Origin of the sequence: Amycolatopsis deserti, assembly GCF_014653945.1 — a bacterium.
Taxonomy (GTDB): domain Bacteria; phylum Actinomycetota; class Actinomycetes; order Mycobacteriales; family Pseudonocardiaceae; genus Amycolatopsis_E; species Amycolatopsis_E deserti.
Genome location: NZ_BNAU01000001.1, coordinates 1601787 through 1618543, shown reverse-complemented (window position 1 = coordinate 1618543; position 16757 = coordinate 1601787). Strand labels below are relative to the sequence as shown.

Sequence of the window (16757 nt, the reverse complement as noted above, 5' to 3'; positions counted from 1 at the left end):
GGCGCCCGGTCGCGTGCCGGGCGCCCTCGTCCTCAGCTGAAGAGTGCGCTGTAGCCGTTGAGGGCCGGCTGGCCGCCGAGGTGCGCGTACAGCACGGTGGAGTCCGCGGGGATCTCCTTGCGGGACACCAGGTCGATGAGCCCGGCCATCGACTTGCCCTCGTACACCGGGTCGGTGATCATGCCCTCGGTGCGGGCGGCGAGCTTCATCGCGTCCAGGGTCTGCTCGTCCGGGATGCCGTAGACGCCGGCGTGGTAGCGCTCGTCCAGTTCCACCTCCAGCTCGCGCTCGACGCCGAGCAGGTCGGCGGTGTTGCGCGCGATCCGGGCGATCTGGTCGCGGGTCTCCTCGGGCTTGGCGGAGCCGTCGATGCCGAGGATGCGGCGCGGCCGGTCCTCGTCCAGGGCGGCGAACCCGGCGATCATCCCGGCCTGGGTGGAGCCGGTGACCGAGCAGACGATGATCGTGTCGAAGTGCACGCCCAGCTCGCGTTCCTGCTCGGCGACCTCGGCGGCCCACCGGGCGAAGCCGAGCCCGCCCAGGCGGTGGTCGGACGCGCCGGCCGGGATCGCGTAGGGCTTGCCGCCGCGCTCGCGGATCTCCTCCAGGGCCTGCTCCCAGCTCTCCTTGAAGCCGATGCCGAAGCCGGCCTTGACCAGCCGCACCTCGGCTCCGGCGAGGCGGCTGAGGAGGATGTTGCCGACCTTGTCGTAGACGGCGTCCGGCCAGTCGACCCAGCTCTCCTGCACCAGGACGCACTTGAGCCCGGCACGCGCGGCGACGGCCGCGACCTGGCGGGTGTGGTTGGACTGGACGCCGCCGATGGAGACCAGGGTGTCGCACCCCTGGGCGATCGCGTCCGCGACGAGGTATTCCAGCTTGCGGGTCTTGTTCCCGCCGAACGCGATGCCGGAGTTGCAGTCCTCGCGCTTGGCCCAGACCGCGGCGCCGCCGAGGTGGGCGGTGAGCCGGTCCAGCCGGTGCACCGGCGAGGGCCCGAAGAGCAGGGGATAACGCTCGAAGTCGGCGAGGGACATGGGGGTCTCCAATCAGGGGGTTCAGTGGTGGGGGCAGGGTGGAGGGGTTCGTCGGGACCGGGTGGTGCGGCCGGCGCGCGGCCGCGCTCGGTGGTGGGTGGGTGGTCAGCCGGCGCGGTCATGCCGGGCGGTTTCGGCGGTCGGGCGGTGGTCGGCCGGCGGGGGTGCCGTCGGGGTGGGTGGTCGGGCTGGTTCCGCCGGTTCGGCGGCGGGCTTGCCGGGCTCGGGCCGGCGGGTGGTGAGGTCGGTCGGTGTCGCCGGGCTGGTGGCAGGTCGCCGGTCGTGCCGGGCGGGTGGTCGGCCGCCGAGGCCGGGCACGTGCCGCAGCCCAACCCCTGGTCAGTCGGCGAGGTCTTCCAGCTCCCGCCAGATCTCGGTGGTCACCGTGGTCGCCGCGGCGGTGTCGCGGGCGCGGCAGGCCGCGATGAGCCGCTCGTGCAGCTCCGCCGACTGGTGCCCGCCACCCGCGCCGAAGCGGATCCGCTCCAGGCGGCGGATCAGCGGCGTGTAGCGGTCGATCGTCGCCGCCACGGCGCGGTTGCCGCACGCCCGGACCAGCACGTCGTGCAGTTCGTCGTCCGCGCGCAGGGCCCCGTCGACGTCCCCGGCGCGCGCCGCGGCGGCGAAGCGGTCGTTCGCCGCCGCCATCGCGTCGCAGTCGGCGTCGGTCAGCCGCGGCACCCCCGTGCGCGCGGCCAGCTCGTGCATCGCCCGCACCACGGCCGCCGCGTCGCGGACGTCCCGCGACAGCAGGGGAGTGACTCGCGTGTGGCTCTGCGGCTTGGTCTCGATCAGCCCCTCGTCGGCGAGCCGGGCCAGGGCGTCGCGCACCGGCGCCCGCGACAGGCCCAGCTCCTCGGCCAGGTCGGCGTCGCGCACCACGCTGCCCGGGGCGAGATCGCCGCGCACGATCGCGTCCCGGATGACCTGGTGCGCGGTCTCCCGCAGCAACGTCCGCCGCACTCGTTCCACAACTGACATGTTAGATGTCAATGACCGGGGACGCCAGCCCGGTTTCACCCACCCCTCCGCGGGTTACTCGCCGACCGTGGCGGCGTCACCTGCGGATGCGGAGGGGCCAGACGAACTGGTCGGCCAGCCCCGTGACGCCATCACCGGCCCGGTCGCCGACGCGGAAGCCGTCGCCGAGCGCATCAGCAGCGAGGAGCGCCCGCTCGGCCCGCACGGCAAACCGATGAACCTGCGCTCGCCGTTCTTCATCGGCATGGCCGCGGCCGCCGGGGCGGCCGTCACCGCGGGCGCGGTGTGGTTCCTGTTCATCGCCAGCGGCACGCTCGTGCTCATCGGCGTCGCGCTGTTCGCGGCGATCGGCCTGGAACCCGTCGCGTCCTGGCTCGTCCGGCACGGCTTGCCGCGGGCGCTGGCGGTCACGGTCATCGTGGTCGGCGGGCTCGGCCTGGCCGCCGGGTTCTTCGCCGCGCTGATCCCGCCGCTGGTCGACCAGGCCGTCCGGTTCATCGACCAGGGGCCGGAGTACCTGGCGCGGCTGGGCGACCGCAGTTCGTGGCTCGGCCAGGTGAGCGCGCGGTTCGACCTGCAGCAACGACTCGAGAGCACGTTCCGGGATCCCAACCCGGCGATGATCAACGGGTTGCTCGGCAGCGGCCGGGCGGTGCTGGGCACGCTCACCGACACGCTGATCGTGCTCGTCCTGACGATCTACTTCCTCGCCGACTTCCCGCGGCTGCGCGCCACGATCTACCGGTTCGTGCCGCACACCCGCCGCCCCCGCGCGATCCTCATCGGCGACGAGATCTTCGCCAAGGTCGGCTCCTACGTGCTGGGCAACGTCGTCATCTCGGTCATCGCCGGGGTGCTCGGGTTCATCTGGTTCACGATCTTCGGCATCCCGTACCCGGTGCTGCTGGCGCTGCTGCTCGCGGTGCTCGACCTGATCCCGGTGATCGGCGCGATCATCGCCGGCATCATCGTGAGCCTGGCCGCGCTGACGGTGTCCTGGCCGGTGTGCCTGGCCACGGTCGGGTTCTTCATCGTCTACCGGTTCGTCGAGGACTACCTGCTGACGCCGAAGATCATCGGCCGGTTCGTCGACGTGCCCGCGCTGGTCACCGTCGTCGCAGTGGTGCTCGGCGGGGTGCTGCTGGGCATCGTCGGCGCGCTCGTGGCCATCCCGGTGGCCGCCGCGGTGCTGCTCTTCGTGCGGGAAATCGTGTTCCACCGCATGGACCACAGCTGAATGTGACCTGCGTCTTTTTCGCCGCGGCCGGGCACGGGTTACCGTTCCGGCGTGTCCCGCCCCACCCTTCCCGCCGGTGATCTCGCCCGCACCGTCGTCTTCGCCGCGTTCATCGCCGTGCTCGGGCTGTTCCCGGGCCTCTACGTCGGCGGCTCCGGCGTGCCCATCGTGCTGCAGAACGCCGGCCCGCTGCTGGCCGGCTGCGTGCTGGGCGCCCGCCGCGGCACCGCGTCGGTCGTGTTGTTCCTCGCGTTGACCGCGATCGGCCTGCCCCTGCTCTCCGGCGGCCGCGGCGGGATCGCGCCGTTCCTCGGCCCCAGCGGCGGGTTCCTGATCGGCTGGATCCCCTCGGCGCTCGTGGTGGGCCTGATCGTGGCGCGCCTGAAGCGGGCCAACCTGCCGGTGCTGCTGCTCGCCGCCGCGGCCGGCCTGGTCGTCGACTACCTGTTCGGCGTCACCTACCTCGGCGTCTACACCGGCAACCTGGGCACCGCCGCCGTGCAGTCGCTGGTGTTCCTGCCCGGCGACGCGGCCAAGGTCGTCGCGGTCGCCCTGATCGGCGCGGTCGTGCACCGCGCGCTGCCCGGCAAGCTGGTGGGATCGGCGTCGCGGAGCGAGTGATGATCCCGGACGGGCGCGCGTACGGCGCGGCCCGGTGGCTCGCCGGCCGCGGCATCGGTGAAGGCTCCCGCGTCGCGCTCGACGTGCCTGAGGTGCTGCCGTGGTTCCTCGGCGCGGACCTGCTGGGCGCCGCGACCCTGGTGATCGAGCCGGCCTGGACCCCGGCCGAGCGGGCCGCCGTGCTCGCCGACGCCGACCCCGACCTCGTCGTCACCGCCCCGCCACCGCCGCCGGCCGAACCGTTCCCGGCGGCCGGTGACGGGCGGACGTTCTTCTACTTGCCCACGACGTCGGGCAGCAGTGGCAGCCCGAAGGTCCTCGTCCGCACCCGCGACTCGTGGCTGCGCAGTTTCGCCGCGCTCGGCCCGCTGCCCGGGCCGGTGCTGATCCCCGGGCCGCTCAGCTCGTCGCTGTTCCTGTTCGGCGCGCTGCACGGGCTGTGGTGCGGCCGGTCGCTGATCACCTTGCCGCGTTGGGACGCCGAAGCCGCGGCCCGCGCCGACGCCGCGACCGTGCACCTGGTGCCGGCGATGCTGTCCGCCCTGCTGGCGGTGCTGGAGCGGCGCGGCGGGCAGTCCCCGCTGCGGACCGTGGTGTGCGGCGGGGCTCATCTCGGCGACGAGGTCCGCGCCCGGTTCGCGCGGGTGCTGCCGGACGCGGAGCTGATCGAGTACTACGGCTCGGCGGAGCACTCGCTGATCGCCATCCGGCGCGGCGCCGGGGGACTGCGGCCCGTGCCCGGCGTGGAGCTGGACGTGCGCGACGGCGTGTTGTGGGTGCGGTCCCCGCTGGCCTACGCCGGGCAGCTCCGCGACGGCGACCTGCGAGCGGCCGGCGACTGGTCGACCGTGGGCGACCTCGTCGAGTTCGACGACTCCGGTGCGCTGATCGTGCGGGGCCGCGCCGGGGCGACGGTGTCCAGCGGCGGGCGGCTGGTGCCCGCCGAGGAGGTCGAGGCCGTGCTGCGCAGTGCGCCCGGAGTGGTGGACGTGCTGGTCGGCGGCACCCCGCACCCCCGGCTGGGCGAGCTGGTCACGGCGGTCGTCGAGGGCGAGGCGCGGCTGCGGGACCTGCGGGCGCTCGCCCGGGCCCGGCTCGCGCCCGCGAACCGGCCGCGGCGCTGGCTGGCCGTCAAGGAGCTGCCGCGCACCGCGTCCGGCAAGCCGGCCCGGGCGCTGGTCGCCGCGCAGCTGGCCGACGGGACACTGCCCGCGGAGCCGCTGACGTGACCACGCCCGTCGTGATCGCCGCGCGGCGCACCGCGATCGGCAACGCCTACGGCGCCCTGCGCGGGGTGCCGGTGGACGAGCTGGCCGCGCCGGTGCTGCGCGCCGCCCTGGACGACGCCGGTCTGTCCACAGTGGATGACGTGGTGCTGGGCAACGTGTTCGGGCCCGGCGGGAATCCGGCGCGGGTCGCGGCGTTGCGCGCCGGGCTCGCGGTGCCCGGGGTGACGGTCGACCGGCAGTGCGCCAGCGGGCTGGCCGCGATCACCCTGGCCGCGGCGATGATCCGCGCGGGGGAGGGGGAGGTGTTCCTCGCGGGCGGGGTGGAAAGCGCCTCGACCGCGCCGTTCCGGGCGTGGCGCGTGGACGGCAGCAGCGAGCCGGGCGAGTTCTACACGCGCGCGCCGTTCGCGCCCGCCGAGATCGGCGACCCGGACATGGGCCCGGCCGCGGACCTGGTCGCGGCGGAGGCCGGGATCTCGCGGGAGCGCCAGGACGCGTTCGCCGCCCGCAGCCACGCGCGGGCGGTCGCGGCGCAGCGGGCGGGCCGGTTCGACGCGGAAATCGTGCCAGTGCGCGGCGTCGTGCGGGACGAGCGTCCGCGGGACGGCTTCACCGAGGCCCGGCTGGCGCGGTTCCGCCCGGCGTTCACCCCGGACGGCACCGCGACGGCGGCGAACTCGTGCGGGATCAACGATGGCGCGGCGGCGGTGCTGATCGTCAGCGAGCGGGTGCGGCGGCGGCTCGGGGTGCCGGGGCTGCGGCTGGCCGCGTCGGCGACGTCGGCGGTGGACCCGAACCGGCTCGGGCTGGGCGCGGTGCCGGCGATGCGGACCGTGCTGGACGGGACGCCGGACGTGGTCGAGTTCAACGAGGCGTTCGCCGGGCAGGCGCTGGCGTGCCTGGACGCGGTGGGCATCGATGAGGAGATCGTGAGCCCGGACGGTGGGGCGATCGCGCTCGGCCACCCGTGGGGGGCGTCGGGCGCCGTGCTGGTGGTGCGGTTGTTCGGCACACTGGTGCGGCAGCGCGGCGGCGGGTGTGGCCTGGCCGCGCTGTCCGCCGGGGGCGGGGTGGGCGTGGCGACGAGGTGGGAGGCCGGATGATCGAGTTCGAGGGCGTCGGGCACCAGTACGGCTCGCGGGTGGTGCTGTCCGAAGTGGACCTGCGCATCCCGGAGCGGCGGGTGGCGTTCGTCGGCGCCAACGGGTCCGGCAAGTCCACGCTGGCGCGGATGATCAACGGGCTGGTGGCGCCGACGGCGGGCCGGGTGCTGGTCGACGGGCTGGACCCGGTGCGCGAGGGCCGGGCGGTGCGCAAGCGGGTCGGGTTCCTGTTCACCAACCCGGACAGCCAGATCGTGATGCCCACCGCCGGTGAGGACGTGGCGTTCTCGCTGCGCCGGAGTGGACTGTCCAAAGCGGAGCGTGCGCGGCGGGCGGCGGAGGTGCTGGCGCGCTACGGCCTCGGGGATTACGTCGATCATCCGGCGCACCAGCTCTCCGGCGGGCAGAAGCAGCTGCTGGCGCTGTGCGCGATGCTGGTGCTGGAGCCGGACATCCTGGTCTGCGACGAGCCGACGACGCTGCTGGACCTGCGCAACAAGCGCCGGTTCACCGAGACGCTGGCCGGGCTGCCGCAGCAGGTGGTCCTGGTGACGCACGACCTGGAGCTGCTGGACGGCTTCGACCGGGTGGTGGTGCTGGACGAGGGCAGGGTCGCGGCGGACGACACCCCAGAGGCGGCGCTGGCGCACTACCGGAAGCTGATCGCATGACGGCCGGGATCGTGGCCCGTGGGGCGGAGGTGGCTGCTGGAGGCCCAGCGGTGCGGCGGTCGGGAGGCGGTCGTACGGCCGCCCGGACGGTCGCCGTGCGGCGCGGGTTGCCGCCGGACGGCCACGCTGCGGCGGCCGGGTGGCGGTCCTATGACCGCCCGTTTCATCGCCCGTGCGTGGGCCGCTGCTGGGCGGCCGTGGTGCGGCGGCGGGAGCTGATCGCATGAACGCGTGGTACGAGCCGGGTTCCAGCCTCCTGCACCGGGCTCCCGCGGGGGTCAAGTTCCTCGCGCTGCTGGCGCTCGCCGTGGTGATCTTCGTGCTGCGGTCGCCGCTGTGGCTCGGCGTCCTGTGTGCGGTGGCCGTCGCCGGGTACGGGGTCGCCCGGGTGTCCTGGCGGCGGTGCTGGGCGCTGCTGCGGTCGCTCGGGCTGCTGGTCGTCGTCGTGTTCGCGCTCCAGTGGTGGCTGCTCGGCCTGGAACCGGCCGTCGTGGTCTGCCTGCGGATCGTCGCCGCGCTCGCCGCCGCGAACCTGGTCACCCTCACCACCCGGGTGGACGACCTGGTCGCCGCGGTCGAGCGGGGCCTGGGGCCGCTGCGGCGGTTCGGGGTGCGGCCGGAGCGGCTCGGCCTGCTGGTCGGCCTGACGCTGCAGGCCGTGGCGACGCTGACCGGCATCGCGGGCGAGGTCCGGGAGGCGGCCAAGGCACGCGGCGCGGACCGGTCGGTGGTCGCGTTCACCGTGCCGTTCCTGGTGCGGACCCTCCGCCACGCCGACGAGCTGGGCGAGGCACTGGCCGCCCGCGGCGAGGGCGACCGCTGACGCGTCGCGCCGGATGATCGCCGCCCACTATCCTGGGCCGGTGACCGACGAGGCCCCCGGCGGCCGCCGCATCAGGCTCGGCCAGGCGTTGCGCGAGGTCGACCGGCGCGAAAGCCTGCTCCGCACCGCGCGGTTCGTCCGGCGGCTCGCCCCCGGCGACAGCGAGATGGGCGACCCGCTGTCCACCGCCGGCCGCCTGCCCTCGCATCGGCTGGCCCGCGCCCTGGCCGACACCCCGGAGCCGAGCGTGCTCCGCGAGCTGGGGCTGACCGCGGTCCAGGTGTGGCAGGCCGTCACCGGCTCCCGCAACGCCACCGAAACCGCCGGGATCACGATCCTCTTCACCGACCTGGTCGGCTTCTCCACGTGGGCGCTGGAAGCCGGCGACGACGCGGCGCTGCGCCTGCTGCGGGAGGTCGGGCGCGTCACCGAGCCCGAGATCACCCGCCGCGGCGGCCGGGTGGTGAAACGCCTCGGCGACGGCCTGATGGCGGTGTTCGCGGAACCGGGCGCCGGGGTTGAGGCGGCGGTGGAGGCGTGCGCGCGGGTCGCCGAGCTGGAGATCTCCGGGCACCGGCCGAGCCTGCGGGCCGGCTTGCACGCCGGAACGCCGCGCAAGCTCGGGCACGACTACCTGGGCGTGGACGTCAACGTCGCGGCCCGGGTGGCCGATGCCGCGGCCGGCGGGCAGGTCCTGATCTCCGCCCCCGTGCGCGACGCGCTCGACCCGGAACGCTTCGCGGCGCGCCGCAAGCGCTGGTTCCGCGCGAAGGGCACGCCGCGGGACCTGGAGATCTTCTCGGTCGAGCCCGCCTGAGCCCCGCCGAGGTGGGCGGCGGCGGGATGGGGCACACCGCGCCCACCGTCCCGCCGCGGCCCGCACTGGACCGCGGCTGGCCCGGCAGGGGGCGCGGCTGGCGCTGCTGCTGGCGAAGCTGACCGGGCTGGTGCTGGTCGCGACGGTGGTGTCCGGCTACGCGACGATCGTGATGGGTTTCTCCTGCGATCCGCGCGCCGGCGGGATGCTGTTCCTGAGCGTGCTGTAGGCCGGGCTCACCTACGGCGGGCTCGGGGTGGCGCTCGGCGCCGGGCGGGGTGAGCCGTGGTCCTGCGACCACGGCTGTGGCGACGGTGAAAGCGCACCTCATCCGCCTACGGTCCAAATTGGACGGGGCTCACCACCGTCAGCGCTTCACGACGCGGAACGTCTTCAGCTGCCGATCGGCCGGATCGGGCAGGTACATGCCGGCGTCCAGCCCGCTCAGCAGGTAGTCCACCACGGTACGGGTGATCACCTCGCCCGGCGCCACCGCGGGCACGCCGGGCGGGTACGGGCTGATCGTCTCCGCGCTCACGCGCCCGATCGCCTCCTCCGGGGAAACGTCTTCGATCGGGCCGAAGAACGCGTCACGCGGCAGCATCGCCTGCTCCAGCTCCAGTTCGCCCGGCTCGGGCAGGTCCACCGGCTTGGCCGGGGGGATCTCCTCGATCCGGCGCACCAGGTCGCGGATCGCGGCGAGCAGCCGTCCGGTGGTCTCCTCGTCGTCGGCGATCGTGATCTGCGCGGCCATCCGGCGGTGGTCGGACAGTCCCACGTCGATCCGGTGGTGCTCGCGCAGCCATTCGCTCGCGTCGTAACCGGAGCGGTCCAGCTCCGCGAGATCCAGCACGATCTTCAGCGGGTCGTGGTCGTCGGCCAGGCGCGGCCCGACCAGATCGTCCCGCTCCAGCACCCGGATCCCGGGAATAGCGGCCAGTTCCGCCCGCACCGACGCGGCCAGCGCGAGCGCCCGGCCCAGCAACTCCTCGCCGTGCTGCACCATCTGCCGCCGCCAGCCGTCCAGGCCGGCGAAGATCAGCGCGCTGGGACTCGTGGTGCCCAGCAGGTCGGCCCGCGACGCCAATACCTGCGGATCGACCCGCTCGCCGCGCAGGTGGAACACCGAGCCCTGCTCCAGGCCGCAACCCATCTTGTGCACGCTGGTGACGCAGATGTCCGCGCCCGCGTCCATCGCCCACGACGGCAACGCCGGGTGGAACGGGAAGTGCGCGCCCCACGCCTCGTCCACGATCAGCGGGACGTCGTGGTCGTGGCACACCCGCGCGGTTTCCCGGATCGCCGCGCACGCCCCGTAGTCCGTCGGCGTGATCAGCAACATCCCCTTGGCGTCCGGGTGTTTCGCGAACGCGTCCCGCACGTCCTCCGGCCCCGGCGGGTGCGCGAGGTGGAACCGCCCGTCCCAGCGCGGGTGCACCCACACCGGCCGCACGCCGCTGAGGATCAGCCCGGCCACCACGGACTTGTGCGCGTTGCGGGACACCAGCAGCTCCTCGCCCGGCCCGGCGACGGCGAGCATCGCGCTCTTCACCGACAACGAGCTGCCGCACGTGGAGAAGTACGCCTCCTCGGCGTCCACCGCGTCGGCCATCAGTTCCTCGGCCTCGGCGAGCACGCCCTGGGACATGCGGCGGTCGTCGAGGCCGTTCATCAGGATGATGTCGGAGGCGAACACGTCCCGGCCCACGACGTCGGCCAGCCGCGGATCGATGCCGCGCCCCTGTTTGTGCCCGGGCGGGACGAACCCCAGGTGACCGCGCTCGCGGTAGCGCCGGATGGCTTCGATCACGGGTGCCTGCGCATGGTCCACCGGGCAGGGCTTCCCCGTGCGGGCGGGCGGCAAACTCCTCAGTGGACGCGGGTGCCCACCCCCGGAAAGGTGTCCCCCGTTCATGGGACTCCGCATGGCGGTTGCCGCTGGTCGCGTGTTAATTTCCGACCTCGCGTGGCTGTACACGACGCTGGAGGGGAACGTATGTGTGCCAAGCCGGTTCCGGGCGCCCGATGAGCGACCGGACGCCCATCTTCGACGACGTGGTCGCCACGATCGGGCTCGACTGGGCCGAGCTACAGGGTGGTGACGAGGTCCCGTCGGCCGCGGAGGGAGTCGCGGAGGAGGCCGTCTCGTGACCCGGCCGGGTTCCGATCGCGTGGAATCCGGCGTTGCGGTGGCGGAGCCAGGCGGGAGCCGCCATCCTGCGAGCATGGCGGACGGGACAGAAGCCGGGCCGGGCGAGCTCTTCTGGCAGATCGTCGAAGTGCTCCACGTACCGCGTTCGCTCGCCGAGCGGGAGCTCGCGCGCTCCCGCTCCGACGTCGCGAACGGCGTCATCCGGCCGGGTGATCCGGCCGAGCCGTACGCGCTGGCCTGGCGCCGGATCCGCACCCAGTGGGCGGGGCAGGAACTCGCCTGACCGTCGCCGCCGCTGAACACCCCTGACCGCGCGCCGCGGCGCCGCTACGATCCCACCGCATGCAGATCGACCGTCCGCTGCTGTACGCGCCGCAACGCTGGGAGTGGGGCGGTCTCGACGCCCGGTTCTCCACCGCCGCGCCCGCCGACGAGCTCGTCACCAACATCCACCTCGCCGGCTTCGTCGGCCAGCGGATCGTGCTCTGCCGCGACGAGCGGTACGGCTGGTTCCTGCCCGGCGGGACCCGGGAGCCGGGGGAGAGCATCGGCGAGTGCGTCGCCCGCGAACTGGCCGAGGAGGCCGGCGCCCGGCTGACCGGCGAGCTGCGGTGGATCGGCGCGCACCACTGCGTCAGCGACCGGCCCGCGCCCTACCGCCCGCACCAGCCGCACCCGGAAAAGGCCTGGCTCTGGTGCTCCGCCGACGTGGAGATCGTCGGCGACCCGTCCAACCCCGACGACGGCGAGCAGGTGGTCGAGGTCCGGCTCGCCGAGGTCGCCGAGGCGCAGGCGCTGCTCGGCGCGCAGACGGACTGGATGCCGGACCTGATCGCGCTCGCGGTGGAGTCCCGCGACTGAGACATCGGCCCCGAGGGACTTCCCCGCGCGGACGATCTCCCTTAACGTGCGCTAAGCAAGGTTCCGGCCGTCGCGGCCGGGACGGGCGAACGGGAAGGGGTGTTGCGACATGGAGGTCGGCAACGCGGTCGCGCTGGTGACCGGTGGCGCGTCGGGGCTCGGGCTGGCGACGGTCAAGGAGCTGCACGGGCGCGGCGCGAAGGTCGTCATCGTGGACCTGCCCTCGTCGCAGGGCGAGGCGGTGGCCAAGGAACTGGGCGACGGGGTGGTGTTCGCCGCGGCCGACGTGACCGACGAGGCCCAGGTTTCCGCGGCGCTGGACGCGGCGGAACAGCTGGGCACGCTGCGGGTGGCGGTGAACTGCGCCGGCATCGGCAACGCGATCAAGACCGTCGGCAAGCAGGGCGCCTTCCCGCTGGAGGCGTTCACCAAGGTCATCAACGTCAACCTGGTGGGCACGTTCAACGTGATCCGCCTGGCCGCCGAGCGCATCGCCAAGACCGAGCCGGCCGGCGAGGAGCGCGGCGTGATCATCAACACCGCCTCGGTCGCGGCGTTCGACGGGCAGATCGGCCAGGCCGCGTACTCGGCGTCCAAAGGCGGGATCGTTGGCATGACCCTGCCGATCGCCCGTGACCTGGCGAGCCTGAAGATCCGGGTGGTCACGATCGCGCCGGGGTTGTTCCACACGCCGCTGTTCGCGACCCTGCCGGAGGAGGCCATCGCGTCGCTGGGCGCGCAGGTGCCGCACCCCTCGCGGCTGGGCGACCCCACCGAGTTCGCGGCGCTGGCCCGGCACATCGTGGAGAACCCGATGCTCAACGGCGAGACCATCCGCCTCGACGGCGCCATCCGCATGGCCCCCCGCTGACCCGGCAGCGCGGCAGCGGTGCCCCGGCCCGCTGCCGCGCCCGGTTATCGTTTTCCCGTGACCTCTTCGATGGGCAGGACATGACACGACCCGCGGGAGCGTGGCGGGAGTACGGACCGCTCGAGCTGACCCCGATCCTGGCGGCCGCGCTGGAAGCCTTCTACGAGCAGGGCTTCCACGGCACCCCGGTGCGGGACATCGCGCGGCGCGTGGGCCAGACCGTGCCGGCGCTGTACTACCACCACGAGAACAAGGAGGGCGTGTTCACCGCGCTGGTCGAGGAGGCCACGAGCGACCTCGACTGGCGGGTGCGGCAGGCCGCCGAGGAGGCCGGTGACCGGCCGGACCTGCGGCTGGTCAACGTCGTCGAGGCGATCGTGCTGCACATGGCCCACCGGACCCGGCTCGCCGCGCTGGACTTCGAGCTGCGGCACCTGTCCCCGGAAAACCGCAAGCGGTACGCGGCGCGGCGCAAGGAGATCGAGGTCCTGGTCACGCGGATCGTCTCCGACGGCGTGGCCGAGGGGCTGTTCGTCGCGAAGCGGCCGGCCGAGACCGCGCGGGCGCTGCTGGGCATGCTCCAGTCGATCGGCCGCTGGTACCACCCCGACGGCGGCCCGCTGTCGCCCGACGAGCTGGCCGAGCGGTACGTCGACATCGCCCTGATGACGGTCGGGGTCCGCAAGCGGCCGGCGGCCCGGGCGCGCCGCACCCGGGCCCGCTCGGCGTGATCACCGCGCTCGCCGGCGGCGCCGCGCACGACCCGCTCCTGGACGACGCCGGCCAGGTCCGGCGCCCGCTGGTCGTGGTCGACCTGGACGAGCCGGTGCCCGCCGACGTCGTCCACGCCGCCACGCGGACGGCGCGCTCGTGCGAGCGGATCCTGGTCGGCGTCGCCACCCGCGCGATCGACGACGAGCGCTGGGCCCTGGCCGACGCCCTCGACCTGACCTTCGCCGCCGACGGTTGCGCGCGCGGCCCCCAGTTCGCGGCGAGCGACGACCCGGCGGGCGACGCGGACGTGCTGTGCCAGGCGGCCGAGGCGAACCCGCGGGCCGCGCTGGTGCTGGTCCAGGTGCTGCGGGCGAGCGGACGCCTGGACGTCGCCGCGGCGCTGGATGTCGAGTCGTTCGCCTACTCGACCCTGCTCGGCGGGCCGGAGTTCGTGCGGTGGCTGCGTGGCCGCGGGGACCGACCGCTGCCGCCACCGGCCACCGAACCGCCGGTGCTCCTGACCCGCGAGGGCGACGTCGTGCGCGTGACGCTCAACCGGCCCGAGCGGCGCAACGCCTACGGCCGTGAGATGCGCGACGCGCTCGTCGACGCGCTGGCCGTCGCCGCGGCGGAGGAGTGCCGGGTGGTGCTCGACGGCGCCGGTCCGGCCTTCTGCTCCGGCGGCGACCTCGACGAGTTCGGCACCACCCCGGACCCGGTCACCGCGCACTTCGTCCGCACCAGGGCCGGAGCCGCGCGGGCGCTGCACGCGATCGCCGGGCGCGCGGAGGTGCGCGTGCACGGGGCGTGCGTGGGAGCCGGGCTGGAACTGGCGGCGTTCGCCGGCCGGGTGGTGGCGCGGGCGGGCACGGTGTTCCGGCTGCCCGAGGTCACGATGGGCCTGATCCCCGGAGCCGGCGGAACGGTGAGCGTGCCGCGCCGGATCGGCCGGTGGCGCACGCTGTGGCCGGCGCTGTCCGGACGGCCGCTGAGCGCGGTCACGGCACTGGACTGGGGCCTCGTCGACGCGATTGAGGACGGTTCCTGACCGCTTGCCGGCTTAGCGTTCCCGTCATGAGCGAACGCGTCTGTTGGTCCGCCGTGCAAGCCCGGCGCCTGGACCGGCATTTCCTGTCCGGCCGCACGACAGGCCCGGCCGAGGTCACCGGCGCCATCTGCGGGGCGCACGCCCAGGTTCGCACCGCCGCGGAGGTGTCGGTCGCGCTGCGCACCGGCGGCACCGCGGCCGACGTCCGCCGCGCGGTGGACGAAAACACGCTGATCCGGACGTTCGGCCCGCGCGGCACCGTCCACCTGCTGCCCGCGCGCGACCTGCCGCTGTGGACCGGGGCGCTCTCCGCGGTTCCGAACCGCTCGACCCTGCCGCCCGCGGTGCGGCTCACCGGTGAGCAGACCGACCGGATCGTCGACGCCGTCGCGGACGCGCTCGCCGACGCCGAACTGACCGCCGACGAACTCACCGAGGCGATCGTCGCCCGCGTCGGCCGGTGGGCGGGCGACCTCGTCATGCCGGCGTTCCAGGGGTTCTGGCCGCGCTGGCGCCAGGCCCTGGCGACGGTCGCGCACCGGGGCGCGCTGTGCTTCGGCCGCGACCGCGGACGCCAGGTCACCTACACCAGCCCGCACCGGTGGCTGCCCGGATTCCGGCCGGAGGAGAGCGAGGCCGCGCTCACCGGCCTGCTGACCCGCTACCTGCACGCCTACGGCCCGGCCACACCCCAGCAGTTCGCCCGCTGGCTGGCCGCGCCGCCCGGCTGGGCGTCGGCGCTGTTCGCCCGCGCCGACCTCCGTCCCGTCGAACTCGACGGTGAGCGGACGTGGCTCAACGCCGGGGACACCCTGCCCCGGGCGCGGAAAACACCGCTGGTGCGGCTGCTGCCGCTGTTCGACGCCCACGTGGTCGGCAGTTTCCCGCGCGAACTGCTCTTCCCCGGCGTGGCCGCGCAGCGCTGCCTCGCCCGCGGGCAGGCGGGCAACTTCCCAGTGCTGCTCGTCGACGGCGTGGCCGGCGGGGTGTGGCACCAGCGCCGCTCCGGCCGCACGGTCGCAGTCACCGTCGAACCGTTCACGACGCTGAGCGCCGCGCACCGCCGCGAGCTGGACGCCCAGGTGTCCCGGCTGGGGGAGATCCTCGGCCTCGCGCCGCGGCTGACCGTCGGCCCCGTCACCGTCGGCGCGCACGCCTGACTCAGCGGCGGGGATCCACGTGGATCTTCGGCGCGCCGCCCGCCGGCCGGTTCCCCGCGAGCACCGCGGCCACCTCGTCGAGCCCGACGGTCGCGGCGACCAGGGGCACCGGATCGACCGCGCCGCCGGCGTACTGCTCGATCGTCCCGGCCAGACCGGGTGAGGCCGACAGCACGCCGACCGCGGTGACGTCCTTCAGCGCCAGGCGGCGCGTGTCGAGCAGGCTCGGGCGCCCGGCCAGGCCGATGTAGACGACCCGGCCACCCGGCTCGACCAGGTCCACCGCCCGGGCCGGGGCCTCCGCCGCCCCGGAGGCGTCGATCACCGCGTCGAACGGCACCGCCGGCACCTCATCGTGCGCCCAGGCGCGGTGGAACCCGAGGGAGCGGGCGAACTCCAGCGACGCGGCGGTGGTGCCGACCAGGTGCACGTTCGCGCCCGCGGCGCGGGCGAACATCGCGCACAGCAGCCCGATCGTGCCCGGCCCGAGGACGAGGACGCGGTCGCCCGGGTGCGGGTCAGCGCCGCGCACCGCCCGCAGCGCGTTGCCGCCCGGCTCGACCATCGCGCCCGCGACCGCCCCCACGGTGTCCGGCAGCGGGTGCAGCGCCGTCACCGGCACGGCCAGCCGTTCGGCCAGCGCGCCCGGGCGTCCGCCGCGGATGCCGATCTCGGTGCGGGTTTCGCACAGGTGCTGGCGCCCGCTCCGGCACCGGCGGCACGCGCGGCAGCCCAGCATCGTGTCCCCGGTGACCCGGCGGCCCGCCCAGCGCGGGTCGACACCCTCGCCGGTCTCCACGACCGTCCCGCACCACTCGTGCCCCAACCGCATCGGATAGCTGGCGTGCCCGTCGTGCAGGTACGGCATGCTGCCGTCGAAGAACTCCGCGTCGGTGCCGCAGATCCCGGCCCGCTCCACGGCGACGACCACCTCGCCCGGCGCCGCGACCGGTGGCTCGACCACGGTCACGCCGCCCTCGCCGGGACCGGTCACCACGAACGCCCGCATGGGGCCAGCGTAGCCGCGAAGATCCACTGTGGACGGCAATGGGCACAAAGTCCTCACTTTGAGGACTTCCGCCTTGCCCCGGACGGCCCCTCGCGGCGCATACTGGTGGAGCACGTGCGGGTGCTCGGGGCACCGCACGGCGGGGAAAGCGGGTTCCGTCGGGGGATGGCGCCCGCGGGAGGTCGATGCCCGGCCGGTCGGGGCCAGTAGGGCAGGCGGTCTCCGACGGCGGGCCGGCTTGGGGAAGCCGGCCCGCCGTTCTGCTACCCGACCTCGAACCGGTGCGTCCACATCGCGGGAACGGTTTTGGTGTCGCCGCGGGCCGTCCAGTACTGTGTTCGCCAGGCCGAGAGGCGCTGCAACGGACCCTGGTCCGCCACGCTCGGCCCCCGTGAACCGCAACAAGGGCGCCTCCCGACAGTT

18 protein-coding genes and 1 riboswitch are annotated in these 16757 nt (G+C 74.5%); of the genes, 14 read left to right on the top strand and 4 right to left on the bottom strand.

The genetic code is table 11. The features are described 5' to 3' along the window. Positions 1 to 32: 32 nt before the first annotated feature. Positions 33 to 1037 carry a 1-aminocyclopropane-1-carboxylate deaminase gene (locus tag IE290_RS07925; protein ID WP_191243777.1) on the bottom strand — a complete coding sequence of 335 codons (1005 nt, stop codon included), beginning with the start codon at positions 1035 to 1037 and terminating at the stop codon, positions 33 to 35. A gap of 339 nt (positions 1038 to 1376) precedes the next feature. Further along, on the bottom strand, positions 1377 to 2000 hold the full coding sequence (locus IE290_RS07920) for a GntR family transcriptional regulator (protein ID WP_229874337.1): 624 nt from the start codon (positions 1998 to 2000) through the stop codon (positions 1377 to 1379). Between the two features lie 85 nt (positions 2001 to 2085). Between IE290_RS07920 and IE290_RS07915 the strand changes: the two genes are divergently transcribed. From IE290_RS07915 to IE290_RS07885, 7 genes are all read left to right on the top strand, one after another. Continuing rightward, positions 2086 to 3255, top strand: a complete 1170-nt coding sequence (locus tag IE290_RS07915; protein ID WP_191243775.1) for an AI-2E family transporter — start codon at positions 2086 to 2088, stop codon at positions 3253 to 3255. Between the two features lie 51 nt (positions 3256 to 3306). Continuing rightward, positions 3307 to 3876: a biotin transporter BioY gene (locus IE290_RS07910; protein ID WP_191243774.1), complete on the top strand. Its 570-nt coding sequence runs from the start codon at positions 3307 to 3309 to the stop codon at positions 3874 to 3876. Further along, on the top strand, positions 3876 to 5105 hold the full coding sequence (locus tag IE290_RS07905) for an AMP-binding protein (protein ID WP_191243773.1): 1230 nt from the start codon (positions 3876 to 3878) through the stop codon (positions 5103 to 5105). Before IE290_RS07910 ends, IE290_RS07905 begins: the two co-directional genes overlap by 1 nt. After that, the gene (locus tag IE290_RS07900) at positions 5102 to 6208 is read left to right on the top strand and encodes a thiolase family protein (protein WP_191243772.1); all 1107 of its coding nucleotides are present in this window, start codon (positions 5102 to 5104) and stop codon (positions 6206 to 6208) included. The genes IE290_RS07905 and IE290_RS07900 overlap by 4 nt, the downstream gene beginning before the upstream one ends. Next, entirely contained in the window at positions 6205 to 6879 is a 675-nt protein-coding gene (locus IE290_RS07895) for an energy-coupling factor ABC transporter ATP-binding protein (RefSeq protein ID WP_191243771.1), read from the top strand. Before IE290_RS07900 ends, IE290_RS07895 begins: the two co-directional genes overlap by 4 nt. A 223-nt stretch (positions 6880 to 7102) precedes the next feature. After that, positions 7103 to 7702 carry an energy-coupling factor transporter transmembrane component T family protein gene (locus IE290_RS07890; RefSeq protein ID WP_191243770.1) on the top strand — a complete coding sequence of 200 codons (600 nt, stop codon included), beginning with the start codon at positions 7103 to 7105 and terminating at the stop codon, positions 7700 to 7702. Between the two features lie 40 nt (positions 7703 to 7742). Further along, positions 7743 to 8519 (top strand): adenylate/guanylate cyclase domain-containing protein, encoded by a 777-nt coding sequence (locus tag IE290_RS07885; RefSeq protein WP_191243769.1) that lies wholly within the window; start codon positions 7743 to 7745, stop codon positions 8517 to 8519. Between the two features lie 367 nt (positions 8520 to 8886). On the opposite strand, the gene IE290_RS07880 is transcribed toward IE290_RS07885, so the two are convergent. Then, positions 8887 to 10329, bottom strand: a complete 1443-nt coding sequence (locus IE290_RS07880; protein WP_229874300.1) for an aminotransferase class I/II-fold pyridoxal phosphate-dependent enzyme — start codon at positions 10327 to 10329, stop codon at positions 8887 to 8889. A gap of 215 nt (positions 10330 to 10544) precedes the next feature. On the opposite strand from IE290_RS07880, the gene IE290_RS38190 reads away from it, so the two are divergent. The 7 genes from IE290_RS38190 to IE290_RS07850 all read left to right on the top strand — a co-directional run bounded on the left by IE290_RS38190 (position 10545) and on the right by IE290_RS07850 (position 15325). Further along, positions 10545 to 10670, top strand: a complete 126-nt coding sequence (locus IE290_RS38190) for a hypothetical protein (protein ID WP_268246320.1) — start codon at positions 10545 to 10547, stop codon at positions 10668 to 10670. A 74-nt stretch (positions 10671 to 10744) separates the two neighbouring features. Beyond that, the gene (locus tag IE290_RS07875; protein ID WP_094007025.1) at positions 10745 to 10954 is read left to right on the top strand and encodes a hypothetical protein; all 210 of its coding nucleotides are present in this window, start codon (positions 10745 to 10747) and stop codon (positions 10952 to 10954) included. Positions 10955 to 11013: 59 nt separating this feature from the next. Then, positions 11014 to 11532 (top strand): NUDIX domain-containing protein, encoded by a 519-nt coding sequence (locus IE290_RS07870; protein ID WP_191243767.1) that lies wholly within the window; start codon positions 11014 to 11016, stop codon positions 11530 to 11532. 109 nt (positions 11533 to 11641) lie between these two features. Next, a complete protein-coding gene (locus IE290_RS07865) occupies positions 11642 to 12403 on the top strand; it encodes a 3-hydroxyacyl-CoA dehydrogenase (RefSeq protein WP_191243766.1) in 762 nt (253 codons plus the stop codon). A gap of 80 nt (positions 12404 to 12483) precedes the next feature. Then, a complete protein-coding gene (locus IE290_RS07860) occupies positions 12484 to 13134 on the top strand; it encodes a TetR/AcrR family transcriptional regulator (protein WP_191243765.1) in 651 nt (216 codons plus the stop codon). Continuing rightward, complete coding sequence (locus IE290_RS07855) at positions 13131 to 14165, top strand: enoyl-CoA hydratase/isomerase family protein (protein ID WP_191243764.1); 1035 nt, start codon at positions 13131 to 13133, stop codon at positions 14163 to 14165. The genes IE290_RS07860 and IE290_RS07855 overlap by 4 nt, the downstream gene beginning before the upstream one ends. A gap of 26 nt (positions 14166 to 14191) precedes the next feature. Then, the gene (locus tag IE290_RS07850; RefSeq protein ID WP_191243763.1) at positions 14192 to 15325 is read left to right on the top strand and encodes a winged helix DNA-binding domain-containing protein; all 1134 of its coding nucleotides are present in this window, start codon (positions 14192 to 14194) and stop codon (positions 15323 to 15325) included. Position 15326: 1 nt separating this feature from the next. On the opposite strand, the gene IE290_RS07845 is transcribed toward IE290_RS07850, so the two are convergent. Next, positions 15327 to 16334: a zinc-dependent alcohol dehydrogenase gene (locus tag IE290_RS07845; protein WP_191243762.1), complete on the bottom strand. Its 1008-nt coding sequence runs from the start codon at positions 16332 to 16334 to the stop codon at positions 15327 to 15329. 342 nt (positions 16335 to 16676) lie between these two features. Then, a riboswitch (S-adenosyl-L-homocysteine riboswitch) is annotated at positions 16677 to 16754 on the top strand. Positions 16755 to 16757 lie beyond the last annotated feature (3 nt).

Excerpts from the sequence above, each read along its gene's own strand:
- IE290_RS07925 (WP_191243777.1), bottom strand. The coding sequence starts at position 1,037 with ATGTCCCTCGCCGACTTCGAGCGTTATCCCCTGCTCTTCGGGCCCTCG.
- IE290_RS07905 (WP_191243773.1), top strand. The coding sequence starts at position 3,876 with ATGATCCCGGACGGGCGCGCGTACGGCGCGGCCCGGTGGCTCGCCGGC.
- IE290_RS07895 (WP_191243771.1), top strand. The coding sequence starts at position 6,205 with ATGATCGAGTTCGAGGGCGTCGGGCACCAGTACGGCTCGCGGGTGGTG.
- IE290_RS07890 (WP_191243770.1), top strand. The coding sequence starts at position 7,103 with ATGAACGCGTGGTACGAGCCGGGTTCCAGCCTCCTGCACCGGGCTCCC.
- IE290_RS38190 (WP_268246320.1), top strand. The coding sequence starts at position 10,545 with ATGAGCGACCGGACGCCCATCTTCGACGACGTGGTCGCCACGATCGGG.
- IE290_RS07875 (WP_094007025.1), top strand. The coding sequence starts at position 10,745 with ATGGCGGACGGGACAGAAGCCGGGCCGGGCGAGCTCTTCTGGCAGATC.
- IE290_RS07870 (WP_191243767.1), top strand. The coding sequence starts at position 11,014 with ATGCAGATCGACCGTCCGCTGCTGTACGCGCCGCAACGCTGGGAGTGG.
- IE290_RS07865 (WP_191243766.1), top strand. The coding sequence starts at position 11,642 with ATGGAGGTCGGCAACGCGGTCGCGCTGGTGACCGGTGGCGCGTCGGGG.
- IE290_RS07860 (WP_191243765.1), top strand. The coding sequence starts at position 12,484 with ATGACACGACCCGCGGGAGCGTGGCGGGAGTACGGACCGCTCGAGCTG.
- IE290_RS07850 (WP_191243763.1), top strand. The coding sequence starts at position 14,192 with ATGAGCGAACGCGTCTGTTGGTCCGCCGTGCAAGCCCGGCGCCTGGAC.
- IE290_RS07845 (WP_191243762.1), bottom strand. The coding sequence starts at position 16,334 with ATGCGGGCGTTCGTGGTGACCGGTCCCGGCGAGGGCGGCGTGACCGTG.